The sequence below is a fragment of the Mesorhizobium sp. M1428 genome (assembly GCF_040317515.1).
GTDB lineage: Bacteria > Pseudomonadota > Alphaproteobacteria > Rhizobiales > Rhizobiaceae > Mesorhizobium.
Map to the genome: position 1 here is coordinate 174,010 of NZ_JAMYKT010000004.1, position 25,047 is coordinate 199,056.

27 protein-coding genes and 1 pseudogene are annotated in these 25,047 nt (G+C 63.1%); 12 read left to right on the forward strand and 16 right to left on the reverse strand.

Annotated elements, in window-relative coordinates:
* Positions 1–9 precede the first annotated feature (9 nt).
* From NKG60_RS07935 to NKG60_RS07945, 3 genes are read right to left on the reverse strand one after another with little or no spacing between them, the layout of a single operon-like run.
* Complete coding sequence (locus NKG60_RS07935; RefSeq protein ID WP_352862958.1) at positions 10–975, reverse strand: substrate-binding domain-containing protein; 966 nt, start codon at positions 973–975, stop codon at positions 10–12.
* Positions 972–2,285 (reverse strand): ABC transporter permease, encoded by a 1,314-nt coding sequence (locus NKG60_RS07940; RefSeq protein ID WP_023718176.1) that lies wholly within the window; start codon positions 2,283–2,285, stop codon positions 972–974. Before NKG60_RS07940 ends, NKG60_RS07935 begins: the two co-directional genes overlap by 4 nt.
* Positions 2,282–3,865 carry a sugar ABC transporter ATP-binding protein gene (locus NKG60_RS07945; RefSeq protein ID WP_352862959.1) on the reverse strand — a complete coding sequence of 528 codons (1,584 nt, stop codon included), beginning with the start codon at positions 3,863–3,865 and terminating at the stop codon, positions 2,282–2,284. Before NKG60_RS07945 ends, NKG60_RS07940 begins: the two co-directional genes overlap by 4 nt.
* Before the next feature lie 217 nt (positions 3,866–4,082).
* Here NKG60_RS07945 and NKG60_RS07950 point away from each other — a divergent pair, with 217 nt between their 5' ends.
* Positions 4,083–5,102, forward strand: a complete 1,020-nt coding sequence (locus tag NKG60_RS07950; protein ID WP_352862960.1) for a LacI family DNA-binding transcriptional regulator — start codon at positions 4,083–4,085, stop codon at positions 5,100–5,102.
* A gap of 169 nt (positions 5,103–5,271) precedes the next feature.
* Positions 5,272–5,893: pseudogene (locus tag NKG60_RS07955) on the forward strand (L,D-transpeptidase).
* Between the two features lie 157 nt (positions 5,894–6,050).
* Here NKG60_RS07955 and NKG60_RS07960 read toward each other — a convergent pair.
* From NKG60_RS07960 to NKG60_RS07975, 4 genes are all read right to left on the reverse strand, one after another.
* Entirely contained in the window at positions 6,051–7,052 is a 1,002-nt protein-coding gene (locus tag NKG60_RS07960; RefSeq protein ID WP_352862962.1) for an LLM class flavin-dependent oxidoreductase, read from the reverse strand.
* Positions 7,053–7,058: 6 nt separating this feature from the next.
* Positions 7,059–7,886 (reverse strand): arylamine N-acetyltransferase family protein, encoded by an 828-nt coding sequence (locus NKG60_RS07965; RefSeq protein ID WP_352862963.1) that lies wholly within the window; start codon positions 7,884–7,886, stop codon positions 7,059–7,061.
* Between the two features lie 39 nt (positions 7,887–7,925).
* Entirely contained in the window at positions 7,926–9,122 is a 1,197-nt protein-coding gene (locus tag NKG60_RS07970; RefSeq protein ID WP_352974756.1) for an AI-2E family transporter, read from the reverse strand.
* A gap of 118 nt (positions 9,123–9,240) precedes the next feature.
* Positions 9,241–10,302 carry an LLM class flavin-dependent oxidoreductase gene (locus NKG60_RS07975; protein ID WP_352663617.1) on the reverse strand — a complete coding sequence of 354 codons (1,062 nt, stop codon included), beginning with the start codon at positions 10,300–10,302 and terminating at the stop codon, positions 9,241–9,243.
* A 230-nt stretch (positions 10,303–10,532) separates the two neighbouring features.
* Between NKG60_RS07975 and NKG60_RS07980 the strand changes: the two genes are divergently transcribed.
* Positions 10,533–10,961: a DUF6481 family protein gene (locus NKG60_RS07980; RefSeq protein WP_023718183.1), complete on the forward strand. Its 429-nt coding sequence runs from the start codon at positions 10,533–10,535 to the stop codon at positions 10,959–10,961.
* An 82-nt stretch (positions 10,962–11,043) separates the two neighbouring features.
* On the opposite strand, the gene sugE is transcribed toward NKG60_RS07980, so the two are convergent.
* Both sugE and NKG60_RS07990 read right to left on the reverse strand, forming a co-directional pair.
* Positions 11,044–11,358, reverse strand: coding sequence for a quaternary ammonium compound efflux SMR transporter SugE (gene sugE, locus NKG60_RS07985; protein ID WP_352862965.1), 315 nt, complete (start codon positions 11,356–11,358; stop codon positions 11,044–11,046).
* 151 nt (positions 11,359–11,509) lie between these two features.
* Positions 11,510–11,635, reverse strand: coding sequence for a hypothetical protein (locus NKG60_RS07990; RefSeq protein WP_013528464.1), 126 nt, complete (start codon positions 11,633–11,635; stop codon positions 11,510–11,512).
* Between the two features lie 215 nt (positions 11,636–11,850).
* On the opposite strand from NKG60_RS07990, the gene NKG60_RS07995 reads away from it, so the two are divergent.
* The 3 genes from NKG60_RS07995 (at position 11,851) to NKG60_RS08005 (ending at position 14,217) form a co-directional block, all read left to right on the forward strand.
* Positions 11,851–12,660, forward strand: coding sequence for a transglutaminase-like domain-containing protein (locus tag NKG60_RS07995; protein ID WP_254815869.1), 810 nt, complete (start codon positions 11,851–11,853; stop codon positions 12,658–12,660).
* 122 nt (positions 12,661–12,782) lie between these two features.
* Positions 12,783–13,745, forward strand: a complete 963-nt coding sequence (locus NKG60_RS08000; RefSeq protein WP_352663613.1) for a cation diffusion facilitator family transporter — start codon at positions 12,783–12,785, stop codon at positions 13,743–13,745.
* A 67-nt stretch (positions 13,746–13,812) separates the two neighbouring features.
* Positions 13,813–14,217: a GFA family protein gene (locus tag NKG60_RS08005; protein WP_352663611.1), complete on the forward strand. Its 405-nt coding sequence runs from the start codon at positions 13,813–13,815 to the stop codon at positions 14,215–14,217.
* Positions 14,218–14,263: 46 nt separating this feature from the next.
* Here the strand turns inward: NKG60_RS08005 and NKG60_RS08010 are convergent, their stop codons facing one another.
* Positions 14,264–15,526 carry a DNA recombination protein RmuC gene (locus NKG60_RS08010; protein WP_352862966.1) on the reverse strand — a complete coding sequence of 421 codons (1,263 nt, stop codon included), beginning with the start codon at positions 15,524–15,526 and terminating at the stop codon, positions 14,264–14,266.
* Between the two features lie 103 nt (positions 15,527–15,629).
* Between NKG60_RS08010 and def the strand changes: the two genes are divergently transcribed.
* From def to truA, 4 genes are read left to right on the forward strand one after another with little or no spacing between them, the layout of a single operon-like run.
* Entirely contained in the window at positions 15,630–16,160 is a 531-nt protein-coding gene (def, locus tag NKG60_RS08015; protein ID WP_352862967.1) for a peptide deformylase, read from the forward strand.
* Between the two features lie 16 nt (positions 16,161–16,176).
* On the forward strand, positions 16,177–17,106 hold the full coding sequence (fmt, locus tag NKG60_RS08020) for a methionyl-tRNA formyltransferase (RefSeq protein WP_352663943.1): 930 nt from the start codon (positions 16,177–16,179) through the stop codon (positions 17,104–17,106).
* Positions 17,103–17,612: a GNAT family N-acetyltransferase gene (locus NKG60_RS08025; protein WP_352455966.1), complete on the forward strand. Its 510-nt coding sequence runs from the start codon at positions 17,103–17,105 to the stop codon at positions 17,610–17,612. Before fmt ends, NKG60_RS08025 begins: the two co-directional genes overlap by 4 nt.
* Positions 17,613–17,630: 18 nt before the next feature.
* A complete protein-coding gene (truA, locus tag NKG60_RS08030) occupies positions 17,631–18,386 on the forward strand; it encodes a tRNA pseudouridine(38-40) synthase TruA (protein ID WP_352663605.1) in 756 nt (251 codons plus the stop codon).
* Here truA and NKG60_RS08035 read toward each other — a convergent pair.
* Positions 18,368–18,976: a transporter gene (locus NKG60_RS08035; protein WP_352455970.1), complete on the reverse strand. Its 609-nt coding sequence runs from the start codon at positions 18,974–18,976 to the stop codon at positions 18,368–18,370. The genes truA and NKG60_RS08035 overlap by 19 nt on opposite strands.
* Positions 18,977–18,978: 2 nt before the next feature.
* Positions 18,979–20,178, reverse strand: coding sequence for a succinyl-diaminopimelate desuccinylase (gene dapE, locus NKG60_RS08040; RefSeq protein ID WP_352974761.1), 1,200 nt, complete (start codon positions 20,176–20,178; stop codon positions 18,979–18,981).
* Positions 20,179–20,307: 129 nt separating this feature from the next.
* Between dapE and NKG60_RS08045 the strand changes: the two genes are divergently transcribed.
* On the forward strand, positions 20,308–20,634 hold the full coding sequence (locus tag NKG60_RS08045; RefSeq protein ID WP_352862968.1) for a 2-dehydropantoate 2-reductase N-terminal domain-containing protein: 327 nt from the start codon (positions 20,308–20,310) through the stop codon (positions 20,632–20,634).
* A gap of 24 nt (positions 20,635–20,658) precedes the next feature.
* On the opposite strand, the gene NKG60_RS08050 is transcribed toward NKG60_RS08045, so the two are convergent.
* The 4 genes from NKG60_RS08050 to dapD form a co-directional block, all read right to left on the reverse strand.
* Positions 20,659–21,759: a GGDEF domain-containing protein gene (locus tag NKG60_RS08050; RefSeq protein WP_352862969.1), complete on the reverse strand. Its 1,101-nt coding sequence runs from the start codon at positions 21,757–21,759 to the stop codon at positions 20,659–20,661.
* Between the two features lie 233 nt (positions 21,760–21,992).
* Positions 21,993–22,781 (reverse strand): hypothetical protein, encoded by a 789-nt coding sequence (locus NKG60_RS08055; protein WP_352862970.1) that lies wholly within the window; start codon positions 22,779–22,781, stop codon positions 21,993–21,995.
* Between the two features lie 21 nt (positions 22,782–22,802).
* Positions 22,803–23,174 (reverse strand): DUF805 domain-containing protein, encoded by a 372-nt coding sequence (locus NKG60_RS08060; protein ID WP_352862971.1) that lies wholly within the window; start codon positions 23,172–23,174, stop codon positions 22,803–22,805.
* Positions 23,175–23,200: 26 nt separating this feature from the next.
* The gene (gene dapD / locus NKG60_RS08065) at positions 23,201–24,055 is read right to left on the reverse strand and encodes a 2,3,4,5-tetrahydropyridine-2,6-dicarboxylate N-succinyltransferase (protein ID WP_023677474.1); all 855 of its coding nucleotides are present in this window, start codon (positions 24,053–24,055) and stop codon (positions 23,201–23,203) included.
* Positions 24,056–24,200: 145 nt separating this feature from the next.
* Between dapD and NKG60_RS08070 the strand changes: the two genes are divergently transcribed.
* Positions 24,201–25,046 carry an LOG family protein gene (locus tag NKG60_RS08070; protein ID WP_352663591.1) on the forward strand — a complete coding sequence of 282 codons (846 nt, stop codon included), beginning with the start codon at positions 24,201–24,203 and terminating at the stop codon, positions 25,044–25,046.
* Position 25,047 lies beyond the last annotated feature (1 nt).

Here is a 25,047-nt window from a genome sequence, read left to right on the forward strand (position 1 = left end):
AGCCTCGTCTCAGAGGCCGTTGTCCTTCAGGATCTGGGCGGCATTTTCCTTGGTGATCTTCTGCGTCGGCAGGGTGATGGTCTTTTCCACCTTCTCGCCGTTCAGGAACTTGATCGCCTGCCGCAGCCCTTCGGCGCCCGGCGTCACATAAGTGAACGTCGCCGTCAGCTCGCCATTGGCGACCAGCTGCACGCCTTCATTGGGCAGGCCGTCGATGCCGATGAACTTGATGTCCTTCTCACGTCCGACGTCCTTGGCTGCGAGATAGGCGCCATAGGCCATCGGATCATTGTGGCCGTAGACGAGATCGATCTTCTCGTTGTTGCGCAGCGCGGTCGCCATGATGTTGTAGGCCTGGTCCTGCTTCCAGTCGCCCGACTGCTGGTCGAGCAGGTATTTTATGCCCGGCTCCTTGTCGGTGAATTCATGGAAGCCGTCATGGCGGTCGTGTGCCGGCTGGGTGCCCATGCCGCCCCAGATCTCGACGACGTTGCCGGCGGCCTTGCCCTTGCCGCCAAGCAGCTCGACGGCATATTCACCGGCAGCCCGGCCGATCAGCTTGTTGTCGCCGCCGACGAACTGCGTGTAGTCGTTGGTTTCGACGTTGCGGTCGAGCACGAAGACCGGGATCTTGGCATCGATCGCCTGCTGCACGACACCGGTCAGGCCGGCGGATTCTTTCGGTGATACCAAGAGCGCATCGACCTCCTGACGGATCAGGTTTTCGACATCGGCGACCTGCTTCTCGGTCTTGTCCTCGCCGTCGGTGATGATCAGCTCGACTTCCGGATGCTTGGCCGCTTCGGCCAGGATGTCCTTGTTGAACTGGGCGCGCCAGGGTTCGATGGTCGTCACCTGCGAGAAGCCGATCTTCCACTTCTTGTCCTGCGCATGGGCACCGCCAGCAAACATGGCGGTCGTGGTCAGGAGTGCCGCTGTCAGCCCGGCGAGCTTCAACAATTCACGTCGTTTCATTTCTTGTTTCCTCCAATATTCAGAGACGCGGTCTCTTGCGACGGCCGCTTTGCCGCGGCCGTTTCCTTGTGCGCTTGCCCACCGGGCAGTCGCAGATAGAAGAGAAGATCACCGGCATTGCGCTCCTGTACGAGCACGGTACCGATGATGATCATCCCCTTCAGCACCAGCTGAAGGTTCGAATTGATGTTGTGCAGCTGCAGGATGTTGGAGAGCAGCCCGAAGATCAGCACGCCGCAGAACGTCCCGGTGAGGCTGCCGCGTCCGCCCATCAGGCTGGTGCCGCCGATGACCACGGCGGCAATCGCGTCGAGCTCCAGCCCGGCGCCGGCGTCCGGCTTGCCTTGCCGGTACTGCGCGACATAGAGCACCGCCGCGATGCCGGCCAGCAGCCCTGACACGGCATAGGTGGCGATCTTCACGCGGCCAGCGGCGATGCCCGACAGCCGCGCCGCCTCCTCATTGCCGCCGATTGCGTAGACATAGCGGCCGAACGGGGTGAAGCGCAGCACGGCGCCGTAGATCAGGATGGCGCCGAGGAAGAACAGGCCCGGCATCGGGATCACGCCGAACACCAGCGAGCGCAGCATTTCGAAATCGGCGGTGGCGTTCGACCCGGTATAGACCGGCAGCACCGCATTGTTCTGGCCGGCTGTCAGCCGGGCGATACCAAGCGCAGTGACCATCATCGCCAGCGTCACGATGAAGGGCTGCAGCCGCCCGGCGACGATGATGAAGCCGTTGAGCGCGCCGAACAGCAGGCCGACGCAAGGCGCCACCAGCAACACGCCGAGCACGCCGAATTTTGAGCCTACCTGCGGCAGCAGGAACCACAGCACCAGACTGCACAGGATCACCCCGACAATGCCGGGCGTGACCAGCCCGCGAACGCTGTCCAACCTGATGTCGTGCGTGGCCTGCGCGCCGGCGCGGGATTTTTCGATGTTCAGCAGGATGAAACGAGTGACGAGAATGCCGAGGCAAAGGGCTGCCACGGCAACTGTCGGCACCCCCAGCACCACCGCCGGCGTCACGCCGGGGACCGTCAGCAGCATGGCACAGACGACCGTGCAGATTGCCATCAGCGAGCCGACGGAAAGGTCGATACCGCCGGTGATGATCACCGCCGTCATGCCGGTGGCAATCAGGCCGGTGGTCGACACCTGGCGCAGCACATCGAGCAGGTTGCCGTAGGACAGGAAAATGTTGTTGCCCTTGGAGCTGATCGGCGAGCCGAGCACGCCGATCAGGAAGATGGCGATCAGGCCCCAATAGAGTTTCGTCCGGGACAGGATATGCAAAATGCTCATGCGGCAGGCCTCGTCATGGTCCGTCGCGGCGCCGCAAGTCGCATGATGGCCTCCTCGCTGGCTTGCGCGCGAGACAGCATTCCCGTCTGGCGGCCGTCGGCCATGACCAGGATACGGTCGGAAAGATGCAGCAGCTCCGGCAATTCCGAGCTGATGACGGCGATCGCCAGCCCGTCTCGCGCCAGCTTGAAGATGAGATCGTAGATTTCCCGCTTGGCGCCGACATCGATGCCGCGCGTCGGCTCGTCGAGCAGCAGTACCCGCGGCCTCGTCGCCAGCCACTTGCCGATGACGACCTTCTGCTGGTTGCCGCCGGACAGCGTGCCGGCCGACTGCTCGACGGTCTCGCAGCGAATGCCGAGCGCCTTGACGGCGTCCTGTGCCAGCCCTTGCTCGCCGGCCAGCGAGCGCAGGCCGAACCGCGCCAGCGCGCCGACCAGCGGCAGCGCGACATTGTCGGTGATCGAGGCCTCGAGATGCAGGCCTTGCGTCTTGCGGTCTTCTGTGACCAGGGCGATGCCGAGCCGGCGCGCATCGCGCGGCGAACGGATTTCTACTGCCTCGCCATCGAGCCTGATCTCACCGCCAGCACGTCCGCCGCTGGACCCGAAGATGGTTTCCAGGATTTCGGTACGGCCCGAGCCCAGCAACCCACCGATGCCGAGGATTTCTCCCGCGGCAAGATCGAAGCTGACGCCGTCGAGCACGGTGCGCCAGCCATGGCGATTGGGCTTCGACAACGACAGCTCGCTTACGGAAAGGACCGTGTTGCCACCGGGGATGCGGTGCTCCTGGAAGGAAGCAAGCAGGTTTCGCCCGACCATCGCTGAAATTATGGCCTCTTCGTCGAGCTTGTCCATCGCCTGCGTCAGGACGTGGCGTCCATCGCGAAAGACCGTGACCCGGCTGGCTAGATGCATGACTTCGTCGATGCGGTGCGAAATGTAGACGATCGCCACGCCGCTATCGGCGAGCTGGCGGATGATGCGGAACAGCCGCTGGCATTCGGCCGGCGAAAGCGCCGAGGTCGGCTCGTCCATGATCAGGATGCGTGCCGACATCGACAGCGCCTTGGCGATCTCGACCAGTTGCTGTTCGCCGACGCGCAAGGCACCGACGCGCGCATCCGGGTCGAGCTCGATGCCGAGCCTTTGCAACAGCGCGCCGGCACCGCGGCTGCTCGCCTTGCGGTCGACGATCAACCCGGCGATCAGCTTCTCGCGGCCGAGAAAGATATTGTCGGCGACGCTGAGTTCGGGGACGAGGTTCAGCTCCTGGTGGATGATGGCGATGCCGGCACGCTCGGCTTCGCGGACCCCGGCAAAGCGCACCGCGTGGCCATCGATACTGACCGTTCCGTTATAGTCCGTATAGACGCCGGACAGGATCTTCATCAGCGTCGATTTGCCGGCGCCGTTCTCGCCCATCAGCGCATGGACCTCGCCGCGCCGCAGCTCGAAACCGACATCGACAAGTGCGGCGATGCCGCCGAAGGACTTGGAGATATGTTCGGCGCTCAGCACGATAGCCGAGCCGCCCGCCATAACGCCTTGCGCAGGAATGGAATTGCCGTGCTGCATGACAAGGACGGCCTCCCTCCGTCGTCACCGAAGACCTCAAACGCTAATCTAAACGTTTCGATCATGTCAAGGCAATATCTGGAGCCTAAGATTGATTCATTTCAATTCTTGCGCAAAATCATAAGATTCCGTACTTATTGCTGCCGTGGAGTGGTTAAACGTTTCGAAAATGACAGCGTCAGGACGAAAAAAGCAGCGCAAATTCACTGCTCCGACCATGCTTCATGTGGCCGAGGCGGCGCGTGTTTCCGTGGCCACCGTATCGGCGCTGATCAACGGCACCGCGACCGTCAGCCCCGAGCTCAGCCAGCGCATCGAACAGGCGATCCGCGACATCGGCTACAAGCGCAATGCCATCGCCCGCAGCCTGAAGATGGGCACCACACGCACCATCGGGCTCACCGTCCCACACATCACCAACCCGTTCTTTACCGACGTGGTCTCGGTCATCCAGCAGGCTTTCGACCGGGCCGGCTACGCCGTCATGCTGTGCTGCACCGACGAGCACCTGAATACCCAGGACGATCAGATCAGGCTGCTGCTCGACCGGATGGTCGACGGACTGATCGTCGCGCGTGTCGGCGACGGCGCGATCCTCAAACGGATTGTCGACGACGCCAATGTGCCGGTCGTGCTGCTCGACCGTGTTTGCCAGGGTGTCGACACCGATGCCGTCGTTCTCGACAATCAGCGCGCGGTGTTCGACGCCATCACCTATTTGATCGATCTCGGCCATCGGCGCATCGGCTACATCTCCGGCTCGTTCGATATCTCGCCGATGCATGACCGCATGGCGGGATACCGCGAGGCCCTTCAGGCCGCCGGCCTGCCGGGCGAGCCCGAGCTCGTCCGCTTCGGCAATTTCCACGAAGTCGATGGCTACAACGCCACCATGCAGTTGCTTTCGCTGCACGACCGGCCGAGCGCCATCTTTTCGGCCAACAACCCGATGGTGATCGGCACCATGAAGGCCATTCGCGATATCGGCCTGTCCTGTCCGGAGGATATTTCGGTCGCCTGCTTCGACGATTTTCCGTGGTCGGATGTGTTCCGGCCGCAATTGACCACGGTCGCACAGCCGGTGCAGGCGATTGGCGAACAGGCGGCCAATCTGCTGCTCGACCGGCTCGCCGGAAACAGGGATGCGCCGCCGCGCAAGCTGACGCTCAAGGGACGCTTGATGATCCGCAATTCATGCCGTCCGCTAGGCGCCACTGCGCAGAGCGTCAGCGCGTAGCGCTTGGGCACTGTTCAGAAACTTTGTAATGCCGGGCGGACAGCGCTCCCACTGTCCTGCCGACTGCGGCAGCCCGCCGACAAGCAGGAAAATCTTGGCAATCGAAGCATGTCGGATTAGGAATATGACGAGATGCGGCTGATCGCTCACACGGGCGCCGGCTTGAGTCATGCGCGTGAAATCGATCCTAATCGGGCTGGTACTTGCTGGGATGGTCGCATTCTTCGGCTGCACCACCGGCGGCGCATTAAAGACTTCCCCCTCGGCCTATGGCGGCCTCACCGATGCCGGTTTTCGCGTTCCGCCGGTTCCGATCTACAAGGTTGACCAGAAGTTCCTTCGGCAGACAGTGCCTTATGCGACTGAAGAGGCGCCTGGCACCATCATTGTCGATACAGGAGCGAAGTTCCTCTACTACGTGTTGGGAGATGGTCAGGCGCTGCGCTATGGAATCGGCGTCGGCAAGGCGGGCTTCGAGTGGCATGGCACTGCTCACGTTGCGAGGAAGCGCGAATGGCCGGATTGGAGTGCGCCGTCTGCGATGATCGTGCGCGAGCAGAAGCGAGGCCGCATCATACCGGCCCATATGGAGGGCGGACTCACGAACCCGCTCGGGGCGGGCGCTCTATCTTTTCAACGAGAAAGGCGACACTGGATATCGGCTGCACGGTAGCCCTGAATGGTGGTCCATCGGCAAAGCGGTGTCGGCTGGCTGCATTCGCCTCATGAACCAAGACATCATCGATCTCTATAACCGCGCCACAATCGGCACCAAGGTGATTGTCATTTAGTAGACGCCGCGGTTCCGTCTAACGGACGAGCATGACGGATCGAGAACCTCCGCGTAAAACGCGCGAACTGTTCGCAATGTCTTCGCACAGCTGTTCGCGATGTTCCCTGCCTAAGGCCGGCCTTGCCCGCAAACAGTGCCAGGTGGCGAACCAACTCTCAGGCAGCTTCCGACAGCGATTTGTGAGCGTCGGCCAGGATCTCGAACGAGCGCACCCGCGCCGCATGGTCGAAAATCTGCGCCGTGACCATCAGTTCGTCGGCGCCGGTGCGGCCCACGAATGCCTCGATGCCTTGCCTGACCGTTTCGGGAGAGCCGACGACGGCGCAGGAAAGCGCCTGTCCGAGCATGGTCTTGGCCATCGGATCGAGGTCGCGCTCATATCCTTCGACCGGCGGCGGCAATCGGCCGGGCCGGCCGGTGCGCAGATTGACGAAGGCCTGCTGCAGCGAGGTGAACAACAGCCGCGCCTCGGCATCGGAAGAAGCGGCGAAGACGTTGAGGCCGAGCATCACATAGGGCTTGTCGAGCTGCTCCGACGGCTGGAAGCGCGAGCGGTAGATCTCCAGCGCATGGTCGAGCTCGGCCGGCGCAAAATGCGAAGCGAAGGCGTAGGGCAGGCCGAGCATGGCGGCAAGCTGCGCGCCGTAGAGGCTGGAGCCCAGGATCCAGATCGGCACCTTTTCGCCTTCGCCGGGCACCGCGCGGATGCGTTGACCGTCTTCGGCCGGCTGGAAGTAACCCATCAGCTCGACGACGTCCTGCGGGAAATTGTCTGCGCCGGCGTCGAGGTTGCGGCGCAGCGCCCGTGCCGTGGCCATGTCGGTGCCGGGCGCCCGGCCGAGGCCGAGATCGATGCGGCCGGGATGCAGAGCGTTGAGCGTACCGAACTGCTCGGCGATTACCAGCGGCGAATGATTGGGCAGCATGATGCCGCCGGCGCCGACGCGGATCGTACGGGTACCTCCGGCGACATGGGCAATGACCACCGAGGTGGCGGCGCTGGCGATGCCCGGCATGTTGTGGTGCTCCGCCAGCCAATAGCGCCGGTAACCCAGCCGCTCGGCATGGCGGGCGAGATCGAGCGAATTGGCGAGTGACTGGGAAGCGTTGCTGCCTTCGACGATCGGCGACAGGTCGAGAACGGAAAGAGCGGTCATGGCGTCTTAGGCCTCCAGGATTTTCTTCTGTCGCGCCATGGCCTCGAAGGCTGCACGGTCGGGAATGGCGATTTCGAGCGGGCCTTCCAGCACGTCGGCGAGTTCGGCGGCTGTTGCTATCTCCATCTGCTCGGTACCGCCGCCGAGATGATGCGTCGACAGCCGGTTGTTGCGGAGCGCATAACGGCGATCCGGCAAGGCCCGTGCCGCGGCTACGGAGGAAAGGAAGTGCGAGGTTGGGTGGGTCGACAGGAAATAGTTGCTGACCGAATAGTCGACCTCATAGTTCTGCTGCATGTCGAAGCGGTACATCGTACGCCAGTCGCCGCCGACATTGGCCTGCAGGCGAAAATGATCGCCTGTCTCAACCATGCGGAATGTCTCATGTGGGGTCTTCTGCTCGAGACCCGGTCGAAGCAGGAGCGGTGCCGTCAGCGTCAGCCCGCCGAAGCCGACGTCGGCAATGTAGGTTCGGCCGTCGAGTTCGACACGCAGCAACATATGGCTGCGTGCAGTTATGGCATCATCGGGCTGGCCCCAAAGAACGCGTGCTGCAAGGCCGCTGACGGCGAAGCCAAGCGCCTTCAGCACATGCATGAAAATGAGATTGTGCTCGAAGCAATAGCCGCCGCGACGCCGAGCGACGATCTTTTCCTGCAGCGAGGCAAGATCGAGACGAACCGGGCGGCCTAGAAACGGATCGAGATTTTCGAACGGGATTGCCTGCGGGTGCAAGAGATGGAGCGACTCCAGCGTGTCCAGCGAAGCGTCCCTCGAGCCGGTGTATCCGATGCGGGCGAAATAGGCATCGATGTCGAAGGAGATATCGGTCATGGAAGGGAGTCCGAGCTTTGACCGGCTCGATATAGGCATTCAATCCGGGCGCCGCAAACGCCGCGCGTCGGTTTGCGCTGCAGTGCTGTCCTCGATGAGTTCTTCTTCAGCCACCGCCGTGTGTTGCGCCGCCAGGAAATTGCCGACATGGCTGAGACCGTCGAAATGATCGCAGAACACCTTGATGACGACCAGCAGCGGCACCGCCAGCAGCGCGCCGACGAAACCCCATAGCCACGACCAGAAGGCGATGGCGATGAGAATCGCCACTGCGTTGATCTCGAGACGGCGGCCGACCACCGTCGGCGTCACGAACTGGCCTTCGACGACGTCGCACAAAAGGACGAAGGCCGGCGCCAGCAGCGCATAGGAAATCGTGTCGAAGCTTATCAGCGCGATGATCGTGACCAGTGTGATGGTGGTCAGCGCCCCGATATAGGGCAGGAAATTGAGCAGAGCCGCTGCCGCGCCCCAGACCTGAGCGTTGGGCACGCCGAGCGCCCACAGGCCGAGCCCGATGACCACGCCGAGACATGTGTTGATGACCGTGACGGTAAGCAGATAATGCGAGATTTCACGTTCGACGTCGTAGACGACGCGCAGCGCCCGCTTCTTTTCGCTAAGACTGGGGAAGGACTGGACGATCTTTTCATAGAACATCGTGCCCGAGGCGAGCAGGAACAGCGACAGGACGAAGACGATAGTAACGCTGGCGCCGGCCGACAGCACATTGCCGGCGGCCTGCGAGAGAATACCGGATGGCGCCATCGCCACCCTCTGAACGCCCGGCTCCTGGGATGTCTGTGTCAGGCCCTCGATCTGGCGTGAAATCTCCACGATCCTTTCGAACGGACGGCGCAGTTGTGCCAGACGTTCGGTAAGCTGCTGGCCGATCGTCGAGGTGTTGTTGATGAGATCGATGACCGGGCCGCTGAGCAGATATCCCGCGACGGCGACGAGGCAGAACGAAAGCAGCACCAGCAGTGTCGCCGAAATGACATCGGGCATGCCATGCTTGCGCAGGAAGCGAACGATCGGCGTCAGCGTCAGCGCCAGCAGGAAAGCCAGAACGACCGGCATGAAGAAGGCGCGGGCGAAGTAAAGCGCGTAGATCGCCATGAGGATGAAGATGCCAACGAGCAGCGAACGCATCAGATGCGCATCCGCCCGCGCCTCGACGCGCGGATCCGGGCTTTCGGCAGCGCTTGCGCCCGAAGCGGCGGGTTCGGCTTTCATTCTGACCCTCGGCGGCACACCGCGATTGGTGCAGACCGTTGGCGAAAACGCCTCTGTCGCTTCAAGGTTCCGTTAGCCGGCGTCACCGGCAAGGCCGCCTCGCGGCCTTGCCGGTCAATCAGGCAACCGGCGCCGCCACGGCGGGAACGGCCTTCGCCGTTTCCCGGCGCACGATCGGCGCCACCTTGGTGCCGTAGAGTTCGATGGCCTTCATGACCTTGGCGTGCGGCATGGTGCCGATCGCCATTTGCAGCAGGAAGCGGTCGTTGCCAAATATCCTGTGCTGGGCAATGATCTTCTCGGCCACCTGTTCTGGATTGCCGACGAACAGCGCGCCGTTCGGGCCGCGCGATTGGTCGAAATGCGCCCGCGATGTCGGCCCCCAGCCGCGCTCGCGGCCGATGCGGTTCATCACCTCGGCCTGCGGCCCGTAAAAATCGTCGGCTGCCTGGTCCGTGGTCTCGGCGATGAAACCGTGCACGTTGAGGCTGGTGGCAAGGCTCGCCGGATCGTTGCCGGCCCGCCTGGCTGCATCCCTGTAGATGTCGAACAGCGGTGCGAACCGCGCCGGCTCGCCGCCGATGATCGCCAGCGCCAGCGGCAGCCCGAGCACGCCCGCGCGGGCGACGGATTGCGGTGTTCCACCGACGGCGATCCAGATCGGCAATTTGTCCTGCACGGGCCGGGGATAGACGCCGCGATCGTTGATCGGCGCGCGCAGGCTGCCCGACCAGGTCACCTTGACATGATCGCGGATGGCGAGCAGCAGGTCGAGCTTCTCGGCGAAGAGCTCGTCGTAGTCTTCGAGATTGTAGCCGAACAGCGGAAAGGACTCGATGAACGACCCACGCCCGGCCATGATCTCGGCCCGGCCGCCGGACAGAAGATCGAGGGTGGCAAACTGCTGGAAGACGCGCACTGGATCGTCGGACGACAGCACGGTGACAGCGCTGGTCAGCTTTATGCGCCTGGTTCGTTCGGCAGCCGCCGCCAGGGCCACCACCGGGGCCGAGGCAGCATAGTCGGGACGGTGGTGCTCGCCGAGACCAAAGACGTCCAGCCCGACCTGGTCGGCGAGCTCGATCTCCTCGATCAGGTTGCGCAACCGCTCATGCGCACCGATCGCACCGGGACCCGGTTGCGGGCTGACGTCGGCGAAGGTGTAGAGACCGAGTTCCATAGTGTGTCATCCCAGCGTTTTGTCTTGCCGCTACAGGTAGCGATCAGTCCGTCGCCCCGCCAGAGGCCTGGATGGTGAACAGTGCGGGTGGCTTTCAGCCGAATTCAATCGAAATGGCGTCTCCTGGTTGCAACAGATCAGAATTTCATGGCTGGCATACCGTTTTGGCGCTTGAACTCTCGGTTTTCACGCGTATGTAAGCCTCGCAAATTGACTTCAGGGAAGTGGACTTGGCTATCTATAGGGAAAAAGACGTTTTCGAGCGGCGCAATGCCGCAAACGAGGCAAAGAAGGCGCTTCTGGAGCGCTTCAAGGCAAAGCCGGCGGCAGATGATCCAGCGGTGCTGGCACGGCAGGCCGAGCGCAAGGCGATCCTCGAGGCCCGCGCGATACGCGAGGCCGAAAAGGCCAGGCTGAAGCAGGAAAAGCTGGCGCGCGAAGCGGCCGAAAAGGCCGAGCGCGAGGCAGCTGCCGAAGCGGCACGCATCGCTGCGGAAGAAGCCGCACAGGCCGAAGCGAAGATCCGGGAAGCTGAAGAGAACGAGCGCATCGCCCGTTTTCTTGCTGACGAGGCCGAGCGCAAGGCCAAGCGTGACGCACGCTATGCCGCGCGCAAGCAGCGCACCGGCAGGACGCCGCCCGGCTTCTCCGCCCGATAGCGCCTTCCGGCGCTAATCAGTCGAATTCAAGAATCAGGGCCGCCTTGCAGCGGCCCCGAACGCGTTCGTCTGTCAGAATCGGCTAGGCCGCGAGCTTCAGTCCCATGATGCCGCAGACGATGAGGGCGATGCAGGCCAGCCTGATCGCCGTCGCCGGCTCCCCGAGCAGCCATATCCCCAACAGCGTCGTGCCGACGGTGCCGATGCCGGTCCACACCGCATAAGCGGTGCCGACCGGCAATGCCTTCAGCGCCAGGCCGAGCAAGGTCAGGCTGACGATCATCGAGGCTACCGTCAGGACGGTCGGCAGCGGCTTCGAGAATCCGTCGGTGTATTTGAGGCCGATCGCCCGGCCGATCTCGAACAGGCCGGCGAGGAACAGGAAAATCCACGACATCGGAACGCTCCGTTTCGATGGCTTCCGGCCGATTTCTTGAAGGCGCAAAAACTATCTTCGCCGCATCCATGGGGATGAGCGTGAGCTTAATGAACATCATACCGGCCGCGTTCGCGGCCGGTCGAAATGAGCCGAAACGGTAGCTGCGGCCCTACTTGTCCTTCAGCTTCATCGCCTTCACCGGCGGTGCCTTCAGGGCCGGCGCCGGAGCGGGTTTCTTCGCGTCCTTCTTCGGCTTGCGGGCTTCCTTGCCCGCCTTCATCGCACCCTTAGCCATGATTCGTTCCTCCAGTTGATGCCTAGCGAAGTGAAACAAGAGAAAACGCTCGACTGCAAGAGGCCGTTGCCGTGCAGTCGCCCTAGCCGATGGCTGTTAACCGGTTTCTAATTCCCTCGTAAACCGCAGCGGTCCGTGCCATGGTCTTCTTCGCACTGCAGCATCAGCCCTTGCGTTTCGCCAGCTGATGATCAGGCAGGCCGGTCAGGACGACAATGCGGATCCACATCGGTTGCCAGATGAGTTTCGATTTCCCGCAGGAAACACCGCTGATCGCGATGCTAAATGTCCATTATTCGCGCGCATCCGATCTTGAGCGGCCGGACTTCCTGACGTCGAACCCGCCGGTGCCAATCGAAAGCTACCGCGACAGTTTCGGCAATTGGTGCAACCGTCTCGTTGCGCCGGCCGGGCGCTTTGCGTTCGGCACTGACGCGGTCATCCGCGACCCCGGCTCCTTCGAGACGCGCGAGCTGACGGCGTGGCAGCACGAGGTGCGCGATCTGCCGTCGGAGACGCTGCTGTTCCTGCTGCCCAGCCGTTATTGCGAGAGCGACGTGCTGTCGAATGAAGCATGGCGGCTGTTCGGCAGCACCCCGCTCGGCATTCCGCGCGTCCAGGCGGTCTGCGACTTCGTCCATAACCACATCGTCTTCAACTATTTCAATGCACGCCCGACACGCACCGCCGCCGAGGCCTATCGCGAGCAGAGTGGTGTGTGCCGCGACTTTGCCCACCTCGCTGTTGCCTTCTGCCGCGCCCTGAACATTCCGACCCGCTACTGCACCGGCTATATCAGCGATATCGGTCTGCCGAAGCCGTGGTCGGACATGGATTTCGCCGCCTGGATGGAGGTCTATCTCGGCGGCCGCTGGCACGCGTTCGACCCGCGCAACAACGCGCCGCGCATCGGCCGTATCCTGATTGCCTCCGGACGCGATGCCGCCGATGTGCCGCTGACCCACATTTTCGGGCCGGGCGCGCTGGCTGGCTTCAAGGTCTGGACGGACGAGGTCGTCGAATAGCCCCGCGCCGCCCTTTTGAACAACTGACCTTGTGAACAACTGGGCACTTCGGGCGTTGTGGGGACTGTGGAGCGTGGGCGGGCGCTCCGCCAATCTCGGTGCATCAACCAAGGCAGCACACCATGGCGGCGCATGGCGGGTCGAAAAAAGTGATCTATGCGGCGCTCGCCGGAAATCTTGCGATCGCACTGACCAAGTTCGCCGCTGCGTTGTTCACGGGCAGCTCGGCAATGCTCTCGGAAGGCGTCCACTCGCTCGTCGATACCGGTAATGGCAGCCTGCTGCTTTACGGCATGCACCGTGCCGCCCGGCCGGCCGACCGCACGCATCCGCTCGGCCATGGCCGCGAGCTGTACTTCTGGAGCTTCATCGTCGCGCTCCTCGTCTTTGCGCTGGGCGCCGGCATATCGTTCTACGAAGGCGTGACGCACATCATGGCGCCGGAGCCGATCGCCAACGCCAAGGTGAACTACGCTGTCCTTGGCCTTTCCTTCCTCTTCGAAGGTACCTCTTGGCTGGTGGCGCTGAAGGAATTCCGTCACCAAAAAGGCAGCCACGGCTGGCTCGAGGCGGTGCAGCTCAGCAAGGATCCGAGTGTCTACACCGTACTCTTCGAGGACAGCGCGGCACTTCTCGGCCTCGTTGTCGCCTTCGCCGGCATATTGGCGGCGGAACGGCTGGACATGCCGAAGCTAGACGGCACCGCGTCGATCGGCATCGCGCTCATCCTGGGCGCGACCGCCATCTTCCTGGCGCGCGAAAGCAAAAGCCTGCTGCTCGGCGAGCCGGCCTCGCCCGAGGTGCAAACAAAGGTGCTGGCCATCGTCCAGCAGGACCCGGCGGTGCAACGGGCAAATGGCGTGCTGACGCTGCATATGGGTCCGCAGGAGATCGTCGCCGCTTTGAGCATCGAGTTCGAGGATCATTTGTCGGCGCCGGAGATAGAGACCTGCGTCGAGCGCCTCGAGACGCGACTGAAGGCGGAGATGCCGGAGGTGACGCGGCTCTTCGTCAAGCCGCAGACCACCGGCACCTGGGAACGCCGGAGCAAGGCCTTGGCGGCGTCCGGAGGCGAACCGGTCTGAGGAAAATGGCTGCGCCATCGGGCAGTCCCGGTTATGATTGCGGGCAAAAGCTCCAGGAGGAACGAAGATGAAAATCGACGGCGGGTGTCATTGCGGCGCCATCACTTACGAGGCCGAAGTCGATCCGGAAAAGACCACCATTTGTCACTGCGTCGATTGTCAGAAGCTAACCGGAACGGCCTTTCGCGTCACCGTGCCGGCGTCCGAGGACAATTACAGGATCACCAAGGGCACGCCGAAAATCTACATCAAGACCGGTTCGAGCGGCGCCAAGCGCGCCCAGGCATTTTGCGGTGAGTGCGGCTCGCATCTCTACGCCACGTCGGCGGGCGCGGGACCGAAGGTTTACGGCATCAGGGTCGGCACGACACGGCAGCGCGATCAACTGGTGCCGAGAAAGCAGATCTGGCATCGCTCGGCGCTGCATTGGCTGCCGGAATTCGAAGGCACAATCATCATCGAGGAGCAGTAGCGCCGGACCCGGGCGAAGCGCTCGGCTCCGGGTTCCAGCATAGCTCTCAATCGTCGCCTTCGACGACCCTCAGCCTCAATTGCCCGGTTTTCGAATCGGCGACGCGCGGGCTGCTTTCCGCTATTGCTCCGCTGCCATTCGAACCAGCGGTGTCCTCTGCCGGCTGTACGCCAAACTCCAGCGCCTCGATCTTTTGTCCGCGCCTGGTCACCTTCGATGTCGAGACGAGGATGTCCTCGATATCCCTGGCCGATTGACCGAAATGCGTCTGCAATTTGCGCACCCGCTCGTCGAGCCGGGAGACGTCTTCCATCAGCCGGATGACCTCGCCCTGGATCAGGTGGGCCTGCTCGCGCATGCGTGCGTCCTTGAGGATTGCCTGGATGACCTGGATCGACAGCATCAAAAGCGATGGCGAGACGATGACGATCCGCGATCGATGCGCCTTTTGGACAACGGCCTCGAAATTCTCATGGATTTCCGCGAACACCGATTCCGAGGGCACGAACATGAAGGCGGTGTCCTGCGTCTCGCCCTGGATCAGGTATTTTTCGGCGATGTCGCGGACATGCACCTCGATGTCGCGGCGGAAAGCCTGAGCGGCGGACTTCTGCAGGTCGGCGCCTTCGGCGGCACGGATGGCATTCCAGGCCTCGAGCGGAAACTTTGCATCGATGGCAAGCGACGGTGCGCCGTTCGGCATCTTCACCAGGCAGTCGGGCCGGCTGCCATTCGACAAGGTCGCCTGGAATTCATAGGCGCCGTGCGGCAATCCGTCGGCGACGATGGCTTCCATGCGCGACTGGCCGAAGGCGCCGCGCGTCTGCTTGTTGGAAAGGATCGCCTGCAATTGCACGACCTGGCCGGCCAGCGACTGGATGTTGCCTTGCGCGATATCGATGACCGCCAGCCGTTCCTGCAGCTTGGCGAGGCTCTCATGCGTCGATCTCGTCTGCTCGGTCATGGTCTGGCCCAAGCGGCCGGTCATGGCATCGAGGCGCTGGCCGATCGACTGTGTCAGTTCCGCCTGGCGCGCCCCGAACACTTCGGCGATGGCGCCCATGCGGCCCTGCATTTCCGCCTGGCTTGCCAAGATGCCGGCCATCCTCGCCTCGGCGTCGCGGGCGTGGTCGGCGGCTTCGGCAGCCGCCATTGCACGCGCCTTGGCCGATCGCCAGAGCGCAACGACGAGCGCCACGAACAGTCCGAGGAACAGCATTGCGCCGAAACCCAGGGCATGGCCGAGCGTGATCGTGGTGGCGCCGAGGCGGGCGACAGGTTCGGACAGGATGATGGCCAGATCGTTCATGCCAACAGCATAGATGATTCGGTCTGCCGGCACAGATCAAAACGTGAACGACCCGAAGGCGTCCCGGTTGACGCTTTTCCTGCGAGGTCTTAGGTGAGACGCCATGTCGATCAAGCCGCTTATCATCCTTCCCGATCCCGTCCTGCGTCAGGTGTCAAAACCGGTCGAGCGTGTCGACGGCAATTTGCGCAAACTGGCCGGCGACATGCTGGACACCATGTACGACGCGCCCGGCATTGGCCTCGCTGCGATCCAGGTCGGCGAACCCTGGCGCATGCTGGTCATCGACCTCGCCAAAGAGGACGAGACGCCGGCACCGCACGTCTTCATCAATCCCGAAGTCCTCGAAAGCTCCGACCAGCGTTCGGTCTATGAAGAAGGCTGCCTGTCGATCCCGGACTACTACGCCGAGGTCGAGCGGCCGGCGGCGGTGCGGGTGAAGTATCTCGATCGCGACGGCAAGCTGCAGGAGATCGAGGCCGAAGGGCTGATGGCGACCTGCCTGCAGCACGAGATCGACCACCTCAACGGCGTGCTGTTCATCGACCACATCTCAAAACTGAAGCGCGACATGGTGGTCAAGAAGTTCAAAAAGCTCGCCAGGGACAAGGCGCCGGGCAAGATGGTGGGGTAGGGGTCGACGAATGCCCCTGCGTGTCATCTTCATGGGTACGCCCGAATTCTCCGTGCCGACCTTGCGGGCGATTGCCGGGGCAGGGCATGAATTGGCAGCCGTCTACACGCAGCCGCCGCGCGCCGGCGGCCGGCGCGGGCTCGAGCTGACGCCGTCGCCGGTGCAGCGCGAGGCGGAGCGGCTGGGTGTCGAGGTCCGCGCGCCGGTGTCGCTGAAGAGCGAGGCGGAGCAGGAGGCGTTCCGCGCGTTGGGTGCCGACGTCGCCGTGGTCGTCGCCTACGGGCTGCTTCTGCCCAAACCCATTCTCGAGGCGCCGCGGCTCGGTTGCCTCAACGGTCACGCGTCGCTGTTGCCGCGCTGGCGCGGCGCTGCCCCTATCCAGCGCGCCATCATGGCCGGCGATACCGAAACGGGCATGATGGTGATGCGGATGGAGGAAGGCCTCGACACCGGCCCTGTGGCAATGGTTGAAAAATGCGCCATTGGACCCGACATGACGGCCGGCGATCTGCACGACCGGCTGATGGTGTTGGGTGCGGCTCTGATGGTGCAGGCGCTCGAACGGCTGGAGCGGAATACGCTGACATTTACCACTCAGGCGGAGGTGGGGGTGACCTACGCCAAGAAAATCGATAAATCGGAGACTCGCATAGACTGGCCGCGACCTGCCGGCGACGTGCACAACCAGATTCGCGGCCTGTCGCCCTTTCCCGGTGCATGGTGCGAGACCGAAATCGGCGGCCGCGTGGAACGGCTGAAACTGCTTCGCTCGACGCTCTCGCAAGGCGCCGGCGAACCGGGAGGAATTCTCGATGACCGGCTGACGGTCGCCTGCGGGTCAGGCGCGATCAGGCTGGTCGAAGTTCAACGTGCGGGCGGAAGGCCCATTGCCGCGCAGGAGTTTCTGCGCGGGGCCAAGCTCGAAAAAGGAATGAAATTGTCATGAGCATGATGTCCATACGCGCGGCGACGCCGCGGGACCGCGAGGCGATCCGCCTTGTCGAAGAACACGCATTTGGCCAGCAGACGGAGGCCGGACTGGTCGACGCGCTGGTCACCGGCGGTGACGCCGTCGTCGAACTGGTGGCGGACGAAGACGGGCAAGTGGTTGGCCATATCCTATTTTCACGGCTTTTCGTGCAGAATGGCGGCAAGAGCTTCCCGGCGGTGGCTTTGGCTCCTTTGGCGGTCGAGCCGTCGTTCCACGGCACCGGCATCGGCGGTGCGCTGGTCCGCGAGGCGCATATCCGCCTGAAGGCTGCCGGCGAGACGCTCGCCGTGGTGCTCGGCGATCCGGCTTACTATGGCCGTTTCGGTTACAGCCGCGCCCGTGCAGCAAAATTCGAGAGCGACTACCAAAGCGAGGCTCTGCAGGCGCTTGCCTGGGGCGAGGCGCCGGAGACCGGCAGGCTGGTCTACGCCTCGGCCTTCGGCTCAGCCCTCGCCGCCTGATTTCGCCTCGATCCGGGAATGCCGCGTTTTCGCCTCGACATCGAATATGACGGCAGTCTCTTCGCCGGCTGGCAGCGCCAGGCCAACCAGCCTTCGGTGCAGCAGGCGATCGAGCAGGCGATCGAGAAGTTCTGTGGTGAGCAGGTTTCGCTGCGCGCCGCCGGCCGCACCGATGCCGGCGTCCATGCGACCGCTCAGGTGGCGCACGTCGATCTGATCAAGGCATGGCCCGGCGACAAGGTGCGCGACGCCGTCAACGCGCATCTGCAGGCGGCCAAGGTGCGCATCGCCATCCTGAAGGCCGCCGTCGTGCCGGATGGCTTCGATGCGCGTTTCTCGGCGATCGGCCGCCACTACCTCTACCGCATCGTCAACCGCCGCGCGCCGGCGGCGCTCGACAAGGGCAAGATCTGGTGGGTACCGAAGCAACTTGATGCGGCTGCCATGCACGAAGCGGCAAAGGTGCTGCTTGGCCGGCATGATTTCACCACCTTCCGCTCGACCCAGTGCCAGGCCACCAGCCCGGTCCGCACGCTCGACCGGCTGGAGGTCAGCCGGGCGGGCGATTTCATTGAAGTCCGCGCGTCGGCGCGGTCATTCCTGCACAACCAGGTGCGCTCGATGGTCGGCTCGCTCAAACGTGTCGGCGAAGGCGGCTGGACTATTGCCGACCTCAAGGCGGCGCTCGACGCGCGCGACCGTGCGGCCTGCGGTCAGGTGGCGCCGCCCGACGGGCTGTTTCTCGTTGGCGTCGATTATCCAACGCCTGGCTGATCCGGAACGCTGATCCCGAGCAGCGCCTGCAGGCCGAACAGGACGATCAGCGACGCCACGAACATACCGGCAAAAACAGCGCTGCCGGTGGCCGCACCCCTGCCGATCGCAACATTGGTCATCCGCCAGGTCAATACCATCGACAGCGCGAACAACAGCAGCGACACCAGTCCGGAGACTTCGTTGGCCGACGTCAGGAAAAGCCGGATCAACGCCGATGGCAGCATCATCCAGGCGATGATCGCCGAGGCCCAGTTGCTGGCCACGACATAATGGACGAAACGGCCGCCGACGCCGACCCGCGGCGCCACCAGGGCGAGGCCTATGAGCGGCAGCACCCAGGCGCCGATATCGACGGTGGCCAGGCGGATCAACATGCTGAAACGGCCGACGAATGCGTTGGGATCGCCGATCTCGTTGGCAATACCGACCCAGCCGACGATCAGTGCCGGCGCCGCGACGACGATGGCAAAAAAGGAGTTCCAGAAACCGTCCGCCGAAAGGTCGAGCAGGCGAAATCCGTCGGCCTTGCCGAGCATCAGCCGCCAGGCACCGGCAAGCGAAGCGTAGGTTTCATCCGCTGAAAGCATCACTAGGATATGTCCTGCGCAAACCAGTCTTCAACGAAGCGCAGATAAATCTGCGTCAGCGTCTCAAGGTCGGCAATCGCCACGCGTTCGTCGACCATGTGCATGGTCTTGCCGACCAGGCCGAATTCGACCACCGGACAATAATCCTTGATGAAGCGGGCATCGGAGGTGCCGCCGGAGGTGGAGAGCGCCGGCTTCCTGCCGGTCACCTCCTTGATCGAGCCGCCAAGCGTTTCGATCAACCTGTCGTCGCGTGTCAGGAAAACATGGCTCGGCCCGTCGCGCCAGACGATCTCGTAGTCGACCGGCGTCTTCTTGCCGGCGCGGTATTTCTTGCGTTTCGCCGCCCGATCGAGGCGGTTGTGGATCTCGGCCTGGATCGTCTCGGCGGTCCATGTGTCGTTGAAGCGGATATTGAAGGTAGCTGCTGCCTTCGCTGGGATGACGTTGGTGGCAGGATTGCCGACATCGATGGAGGTCACCTCAAGATTAGTCGGCTGGAAATCCCTTGTTCCGTTGTCGAAGACGGGGTGCAGCAAGGCGTCGACCAGCGTCACCAGGCCGCGCACGGGATTGTCGGCTAGCTGCGGATATGCGGCGTGGCCCTGGCGGCCGTTGACGACGACCGTGCCCGACAGCGAGCCGCGCCGGCCGATCTTGATCATATCGCCGAGCGCGTCGGGATTGGTCGGCTCGCCGACGATCGCGGCATGCCATTTCTCACCCTTGGCGGCCGCCCATTCGAGCAGTTTCGTCGTGCCGTTGATCGCCGGCCCTTCCTCATCGCCGGTTATCAGCAGCGAGACCGATCCCTTCGGGCCGCCCTTCTGCGCGATATGTCGCGCTACCGCCGCGACGAAACAAGCAATGCCGCCCTTCATGTCGACGGCGCCGCGGCCGAACATCTCGCCATTGGCGGTTTCGGCGGCAAAGGGCGGGTGCGTCCAGGCGGTTTCATCGCCCGCCGGCACCACATCGGTATGGCCGGCAAACATCAGATGCGGGCCGTTGCCGGAACGCCGCGCGTAAAGGTTCTCTATGTCAGGTGTGCCGGATTCGGAAAACACCGGGCGCTCGACGGCAAAGCCGAGCGGCTTCAACATTTCTTCCAGCTCGCTCAGCGCACCGCCCTCGGCGGGCGTCACGGAAGCGCAGCGGATGAGAGCAGCCAGATTTCGGGCTGGATCGGTAGGCAGCATCATGGGCAAAAGCGATAGTCGAAAGCGCAAGGCCTGTCACGGCCAGACATAAGGGCCAGCCATGCCGCCGACAGTATGGTTTTCATGTCGTATAATTGCGGCAAGGCTTCTCGACCAGGACAGGGCCATCGCATGGTCAGGCATGGCAAGACGATTGTAATCGCCGGTGCCGGCAGTATCGGCTGCTACGCAGGCGGCTGCCTGATACTTGCCGGGCGGAAGGTGGTTCTGCTGGCGCGACCGCGCATCGAGCAGGCGCTGCAAAAAGGTGGATTGCGCATCACCGACCCTGATGGCCGCGACCGTTCCGTCAAGCCGGAGGCATTGTCGGTCACGGCCGATCCGGCCGCAGCATTGCCCGGTGCCGATGTCATCCTGGTAACGGTCAAGAGCGGCGCGACGCAAGACATGGCCGGGCTGGCGCGGCCGAGCAGGAGAGAAGCGGATCGCCCTGCCTGACGCCGGAAGCCGTCGTCGCGACCGTCAGATCGTAGCCCGCACAGGCGCCCAGTAACGGCCCTTGCCGGTGCGCTTGGCTTCGTAGAGCGCATGGTCGGAACAGGTGAGCAGGATTTCCGGATCGCCGCCGTCGGCGGGTGCGAAGGCGCTGCCGACACTCAAGCCGACATGGATGGCGGAACCGACCCCGAGGTCGAAGGGCACCGAGACCTTTTCGATGGCGCGCTTTGCCAGGTAGGTAGCCTCGATCTCCGAGGTTGCGGGCAAAACGATGACAAATTCGTCGCCGCCGATGCGGAAGACCACGTCCCCCGGACGGAAGCCGCGCTTCAAGCGTTCGGCCACCTTGCACAGCAGCACGTCGCCGACGGCGTGGCCAAAACGGTCGTTGACCTGCTTAAAGCCGTCGAGATCCATGCTGAGCACTGCAAACGGCTTGCCGCCATTGGCGGCCGGCGCCGCAAGGTCGCGGCACATGTCGCGCAATTTCTCCTGCAGGAAGATCCGGTTTGGCAGGCCGGTCAGCGCGTCCTTGATCGCCAGGTCGCGATTGTCCAGTTCGGCGCGGATCATGCGCGCGTTGATTGCGTGGTTCTGAAGAAGCACGATGATGACGCCGGCCAGATAGAACGGCGTCTGAATTCCGACGATCGGCATTCCGGGCGCCGCAGAAAACAATGCACCGACGACGTAAGGCAGACTTACGGCCAACATGACGAATATAGCGAAGCGCGGGGTCGCCGCATTGCGTGACGACACCACGCCAACGACACCTGCGACATTCAAGGCGGCCAGTACGGAAAGCGCCATATTCCCGCTGGCAACACAGCCATAGCAGCCGAGGCCGAAAACAACCGACCAGATACCGCTGGCTGCCATCAGGCCCGCCAGCGGCCCTTTCGAGCCGCGCCTGCGGGCCTGCTCGCATTCCCGCATCAGCAGAACACGGACGGTGAAAAGCATCAGGTCGGCTGCGATCCAGGCGTAGGGCCACCAATTCCCGGTGGCAAATGCGGCGCTGACCGCAACCACCAGAACGCTGATGGTGCCGAACAGGACTGCGAATTTGCGATCGAAAGTGGTGTCGAGAAGCCGGGCGCGGACGGCTTCCGGTTCCAATCTCATCGGCGAAGAGAACCAGGCAAACAGGCGAGCGGCGGCGCTCCGCGTTTTGCGCAGCTCCTTGGTGGTCAGGGATAGGTCGCTTGCCAGTCGAGCGCTCCGTGCCGGTCGACACAGTCTTCGCCGGCATGCTGGGCGAGGGTGATTAACATTCGCTTAGAGCATCCGGCGCAAAACCGGGGTTTCGGAACTCCCCGTTCTGCCGCTCTCGCGGATCTGCCGCCGGCTCGCGGGTTTTAGCTTGCCGGCCCCGATTGTTTGCGGACCGCAGGCTGACGCGGCGGACCCGGCTCGGGATCGGTCTTCGCCGCGCGTGCCGGCTGCCCATGAGGGGTTTCGATCAGCGTGATCTTCTGCCAGATCTTTCGCGACAGGTTCGAAGCCAGGTTCTCGATGTCGTTGACGCCGTCGATCACCACGGCGTCATTGACCGATTGCGCAAACAGCGCGGCGATCTTGCCGGTGATCGACAGCATTTCGGAGCAATAGTCGAGATAGCGGGCAAGGTCGGCGGCGTTGGTGATGCGGGCTGGCGAATGCGCAGTCGGCTTGAAACTGGCTGAAAGTGCTGCCGGATCCTTGGTCAGCTGGTGCATGTCGATGACGTGGATCAGCGACCGCAGCCCGTGGAGCTGGCGGAACACCCGCTTGCGCTTGATCTGCTCCTCGGAGCGGATCAGGGCAAGGAAGCCCAGCACGGCGAGGATGATCATGTTGAGTGAAGCTTCGATGCCTTGCACGGATTGGAAGGCGTCGTGGTTTCCAGAAATGCGGCCAAGCGGCAGGATTGTGCCGACGAACAGGAACATCAGCGCTCCGACGACGAAAGCGGCGATGATGAGGCCGCGCAGCCACCAGATTGGCGCCTCCAGCGCCTTGGCCGCCTTTGCCAGATCGCGCGACAGGGACACGAGCTCGGCGGCAACGCCGCGCAAGCCTGCATCGGGAAAGCGTTCGGCGACGCGGCCCTCCAGCCGTTCGGCGGTTTCGAGGATCAGTTTCGGATCAAGCGAGCGATAGCGCATGACGAAATGTGCGATCGGCGCTCAGGGTTCGGCCGGTGCGTTGGTGCGCTTGCCGTAGCGGTTGGGGCCGGCGTCACTTTTGAAAAAAGCCAGGATAAAAAGCAGGACAAAGCCGATAATGAGAGAGACCAATGCGTAGTAGGTAGGCTTGCCGAAATCATGGAACCGCTTCGCCGTTAGCGCAAAGGTCGACCATGTCGAGACGAACATACCGATCCATAAGGCGAGCGCCCAGTACTGGCTCGCGGCAGTGCCTAACGGCGTTCGTGCGAATTGGTAGAGCAGAAAGAGTTGAACGATGACCGGCAAGAGGCCAGCCAAAACGTAAGCGCTCGGATTCACTCGCCCGGAAAGGCTGAAGAAAAGCCACAGGAATTGAGGTTTGTCAGTCAACCCGGTGCATCCGTTTCTTGGGAAGATCAATCGCGCAGCAATTCGTTGATCGAGGTCTTGGAACGGGTCCTGGCGTCGACCCGCTTGACGATGACGGCGCAGTAGAGGCTGGGGCCGGGCTCGTTGTTTGGAAAAGGCTTGCCCGGCAGCGAGCCGGCGACGACGACGGAATTAGGCGGCACCTCGCCGTAGAATATCTCGCCGGTGGCGCGGTCGACGATCTTGGTCGACTGGCCGATGAAGACGCCCATGCCGAGCACCGAGCCTTCGCGAACGATGCAGCCTTCGACCACTTCGGAACGGGCGCCGATGAAGCAATTGTCCTCGATGATGGTTGGGCCGGCCTGCATCGGCTCCAGAACGCCGCCGATGCCGACGCCGCCCGACAGATGCACATTCTTGCCGATCTGGGCACAGGAGCCGACCGAAGCCCAGGTGTCGACCATGGTGCCGCTGTCGACATAAGCGCCGACATTGACGAAGGACGGCATCAGCACGGCGCCGGGCGCGACATAGGCGGAGCGGCGCACGATCGACGACGGCACGGCGCGGAAGCCGGCCTTCTCGAAATCGACGGCGCTCCAGCCGTCGAATTTCGAGGGCACCTTATCCCACCATACTGCCTGACCGGGACCGCCCTTGATGATCTCCATCGGGGTGAGCCGGAAGGACAGCAGCACCGCTTTCTTCAGCCACTGGTTGACGTGCCATTTGCCGTCGGCCTGCCGCTCGGCGACGCGGGCGACGCCCCGGTCGAGCAGGTCGAGCGCCGATTGGATGGCCTCGCGCGTCTCGCCGCGGGTTGCGGTCGAAATCGTGTCGCGTTCCTCGAAGGCGTTCTCGATAATCTCCTCGAGGCTCGCGAGATCGGGCTTCGACATGAATTCGCTCCATTACCAAGCTGTTAAGGGCCGGCGCCTTAACCTGTTTGAAAGTCGCGCGGACCCTATGTGAAGGCTTGGGGAGGGTCAATCGCGGCAGCGTCACGGGACGGCGCAAGTGAATGATTGGACGGGTAAAGCAAATATGACTCCCATGGAAAAGGCGGGATGGACACCGCTGCCGCATTCGGACGAGGATCTGGAGCGGTCGAGAAGCGTGCCGGACACGCCGCAAACGCGGGCGGAGACATATCGGCTGGCCTGGAACGACCCCGATTTCATGACGCGGCGCGAGTTGCGAGCTGTCAGGCTGCAACTCGAACTGCTGAAACCGGAGATGATCCTGGCCGAGCGCGGCATCCAATCGACCGTCATCCTGTTCGGCGGCGCCCGCATCCCCGAGCCCGGCGGCGAAGCCTGGGCGGCCAAGAACGAGACGCAGAAGAAGAACCTCGAGCAAAACAGCAAATACTATGAGGAGGCGCGCAAATTCGCCCGTCTCTGCTCGCAGCAATCGGCCACCTCGTACTATCGCGAATTCGTCGTGGTGACCGGCGGCGGGCCCGGCGTCATGGAGGCTGGCAATCGCGGCGCCGACGATGTTGGCGCGCCGTCGATCGGTCTCAACATCGTGCTGCCGCACGAGCAGGCGCCAAACGCCTACGTGACGCCGGAACTCTGCTTCAACTTCCACTATTTCGCGGTCCGCAAGATGCATTTCGTCATGCGTGCCAAGGCCGTTGCGGTATTTCCCGGCGGCTTCGGCACGATGGACGAGTTCTTCGAGACGCTGACCCTGATCCAGACCGGCCGCATGGAACGCGTGCCGGTTATTCTGTTCGGCAAGGCTTTCTGGGCAAAGGCGATCGACCTTGATTTCCTCGCCGAGCAAGGCACGATCACGCCCGGCGACCAGGATATCATCGATTTCGTCGACACCGCCGACGAGGCCTGGGGGATCGTTAGCCGTTTCTACAAGTTAGGGGAGTAGG

Bases quoted from the DNA above. Each gene is read 5' to 3' on its own strand.
- NKG60_RS07935 (WP_352862958.1), bottom strand. From the start codon at position 975: ATGAAACGACGTGAATTGTTGAAGCTCGCCGGGCTGACAGCGGCACTC.
- NKG60_RS07940 (WP_023718176.1), bottom strand. From the start codon at position 2,285: ATGAGCATTTTGCATATCCTGTCCCGGACGAAACTCTATTGGGGCCTG.
- NKG60_RS07945 (WP_352862959.1), bottom strand. From the start codon at position 3,865: ATGCAGCACGGCAATTCCATTCCTGCGCAAGGCGTTATGGCGGGCGGC.
- NKG60_RS07950 (WP_352862960.1), top strand. From the start codon at position 4,083: ATGCTTCATGTGGCCGAGGCGGCGCGTGTTTCCGTGGCCACCGTATCG.
- NKG60_RS07960 (WP_352862962.1), bottom strand. From the start codon at position 7,052: ATGACCGCTCTTTCCGTTCTCGACCTGTCGCCGATCGTCGAAGGCAGC.
- NKG60_RS07965 (WP_352862963.1), bottom strand. From the start codon at position 7,886: ATGACCGATATCTCCTTCGACATCGATGCCTATTTCGCCCGCATCGGA.
- NKG60_RS07970 (WP_352974756.1), bottom strand. From the start codon at position 9,122: ATGAAAGCCGAACCCGCCGCTTCGGGCGCAAGCGCTGCCGAAAGCCCG.
- NKG60_RS07975 (WP_352663617.1), bottom strand. From the start codon at position 10,302: ATGGAACTCGGTCTCTACACCTTCGCCGACGTCAGCCCGCAACCGGGT.
- sugE (WP_352862965.1), bottom strand. From the start codon at position 11,358: ATGTCGTGGATTTTCCTGTTCCTCGCCGGCCTGTTCGAGATCGGCCGG.
- NKG60_RS07990 (WP_013528464.1), bottom strand. From the start codon at position 11,635: ATGGCTAAGGGTGCGATGAAGGCGGGCAAGGAAGCCCGCAAGCCGAAG.
- NKG60_RS07995 (WP_254815869.1), top strand. From the start codon at position 11,851: ATGCGGATCCACATCGGTTGCCAGATGAGTTTCGATTTCCCGCAGGAA.
- NKG60_RS08000 (WP_352663613.1), top strand. From the start codon at position 12,783: ATGGCGGCGCATGGCGGGTCGAAAAAAGTGATCTATGCGGCGCTCGCC.
- NKG60_RS08005 (WP_352663611.1), top strand. From the start codon at position 13,813: ATGAAAATCGACGGCGGGTGTCATTGCGGCGCCATCACTTACGAGGCC.
- NKG60_RS08010 (WP_352862966.1), bottom strand. From the start codon at position 15,526: ATGAACGATCTGGCCATCATCCTGTCCGAACCTGTCGCCCGCCTCGGC.
- def (WP_352862967.1), top strand. From the start codon at position 15,630: ATGTCGATCAAGCCGCTTATCATCCTTCCCGATCCCGTCCTGCGTCAG.
- NKG60_RS08025 (WP_352455966.1), top strand. From the start codon at position 17,103: ATGAGCATGATGTCCATACGCGCGGCGACGCCGCGGGACCGCGAGGCG.
- truA (WP_352663605.1), top strand. From the start codon at position 17,631: ATGCCGCGTTTTCGCCTCGACATCGAATATGACGGCAGTCTCTTCGCC.
- NKG60_RS08035 (WP_352455970.1), bottom strand. From the start codon at position 18,976: ATGCTTTCAGCGGATGAAACCTACGCTTCGCTTGCCGGTGCCTGGCGG.
- dapE (WP_352974761.1), bottom strand. From the start codon at position 20,178: ATGATGCTGCCTACCGATCCAGCCCGAAATCTGGCTGCTCTCATCCGC.
- NKG60_RS08045 (WP_352862968.1), top strand. From the start codon at position 20,308: ATGGTCAGGCATGGCAAGACGATTGTAATCGCCGGTGCCGGCAGTATC.
- NKG60_RS08050 (WP_352862969.1), bottom strand. From the start codon at position 21,759: ATGAGATTGGAACCGGAAGCCGTCCGCGCCCGGCTTCTCGACACCACT.
- NKG60_RS08055 (WP_352862970.1), bottom strand. From the start codon at position 22,781: ATGCGCTATCGCTCGCTTGATCCGAAACTGATCCTCGAAACCGCCGAA.
- dapD (WP_023677474.1), bottom strand. From the start codon at position 24,055: ATGTCGAAGCCCGATCTCGCGAGCCTCGAGGAGATTATCGAGAACGCC.
- NKG60_RS08070 (WP_352663591.1), top strand. From the start codon at position 24,201: ATGACTCCCATGGAAAAGGCGGGATGGACACCGCTGCCGCATTCGGAC.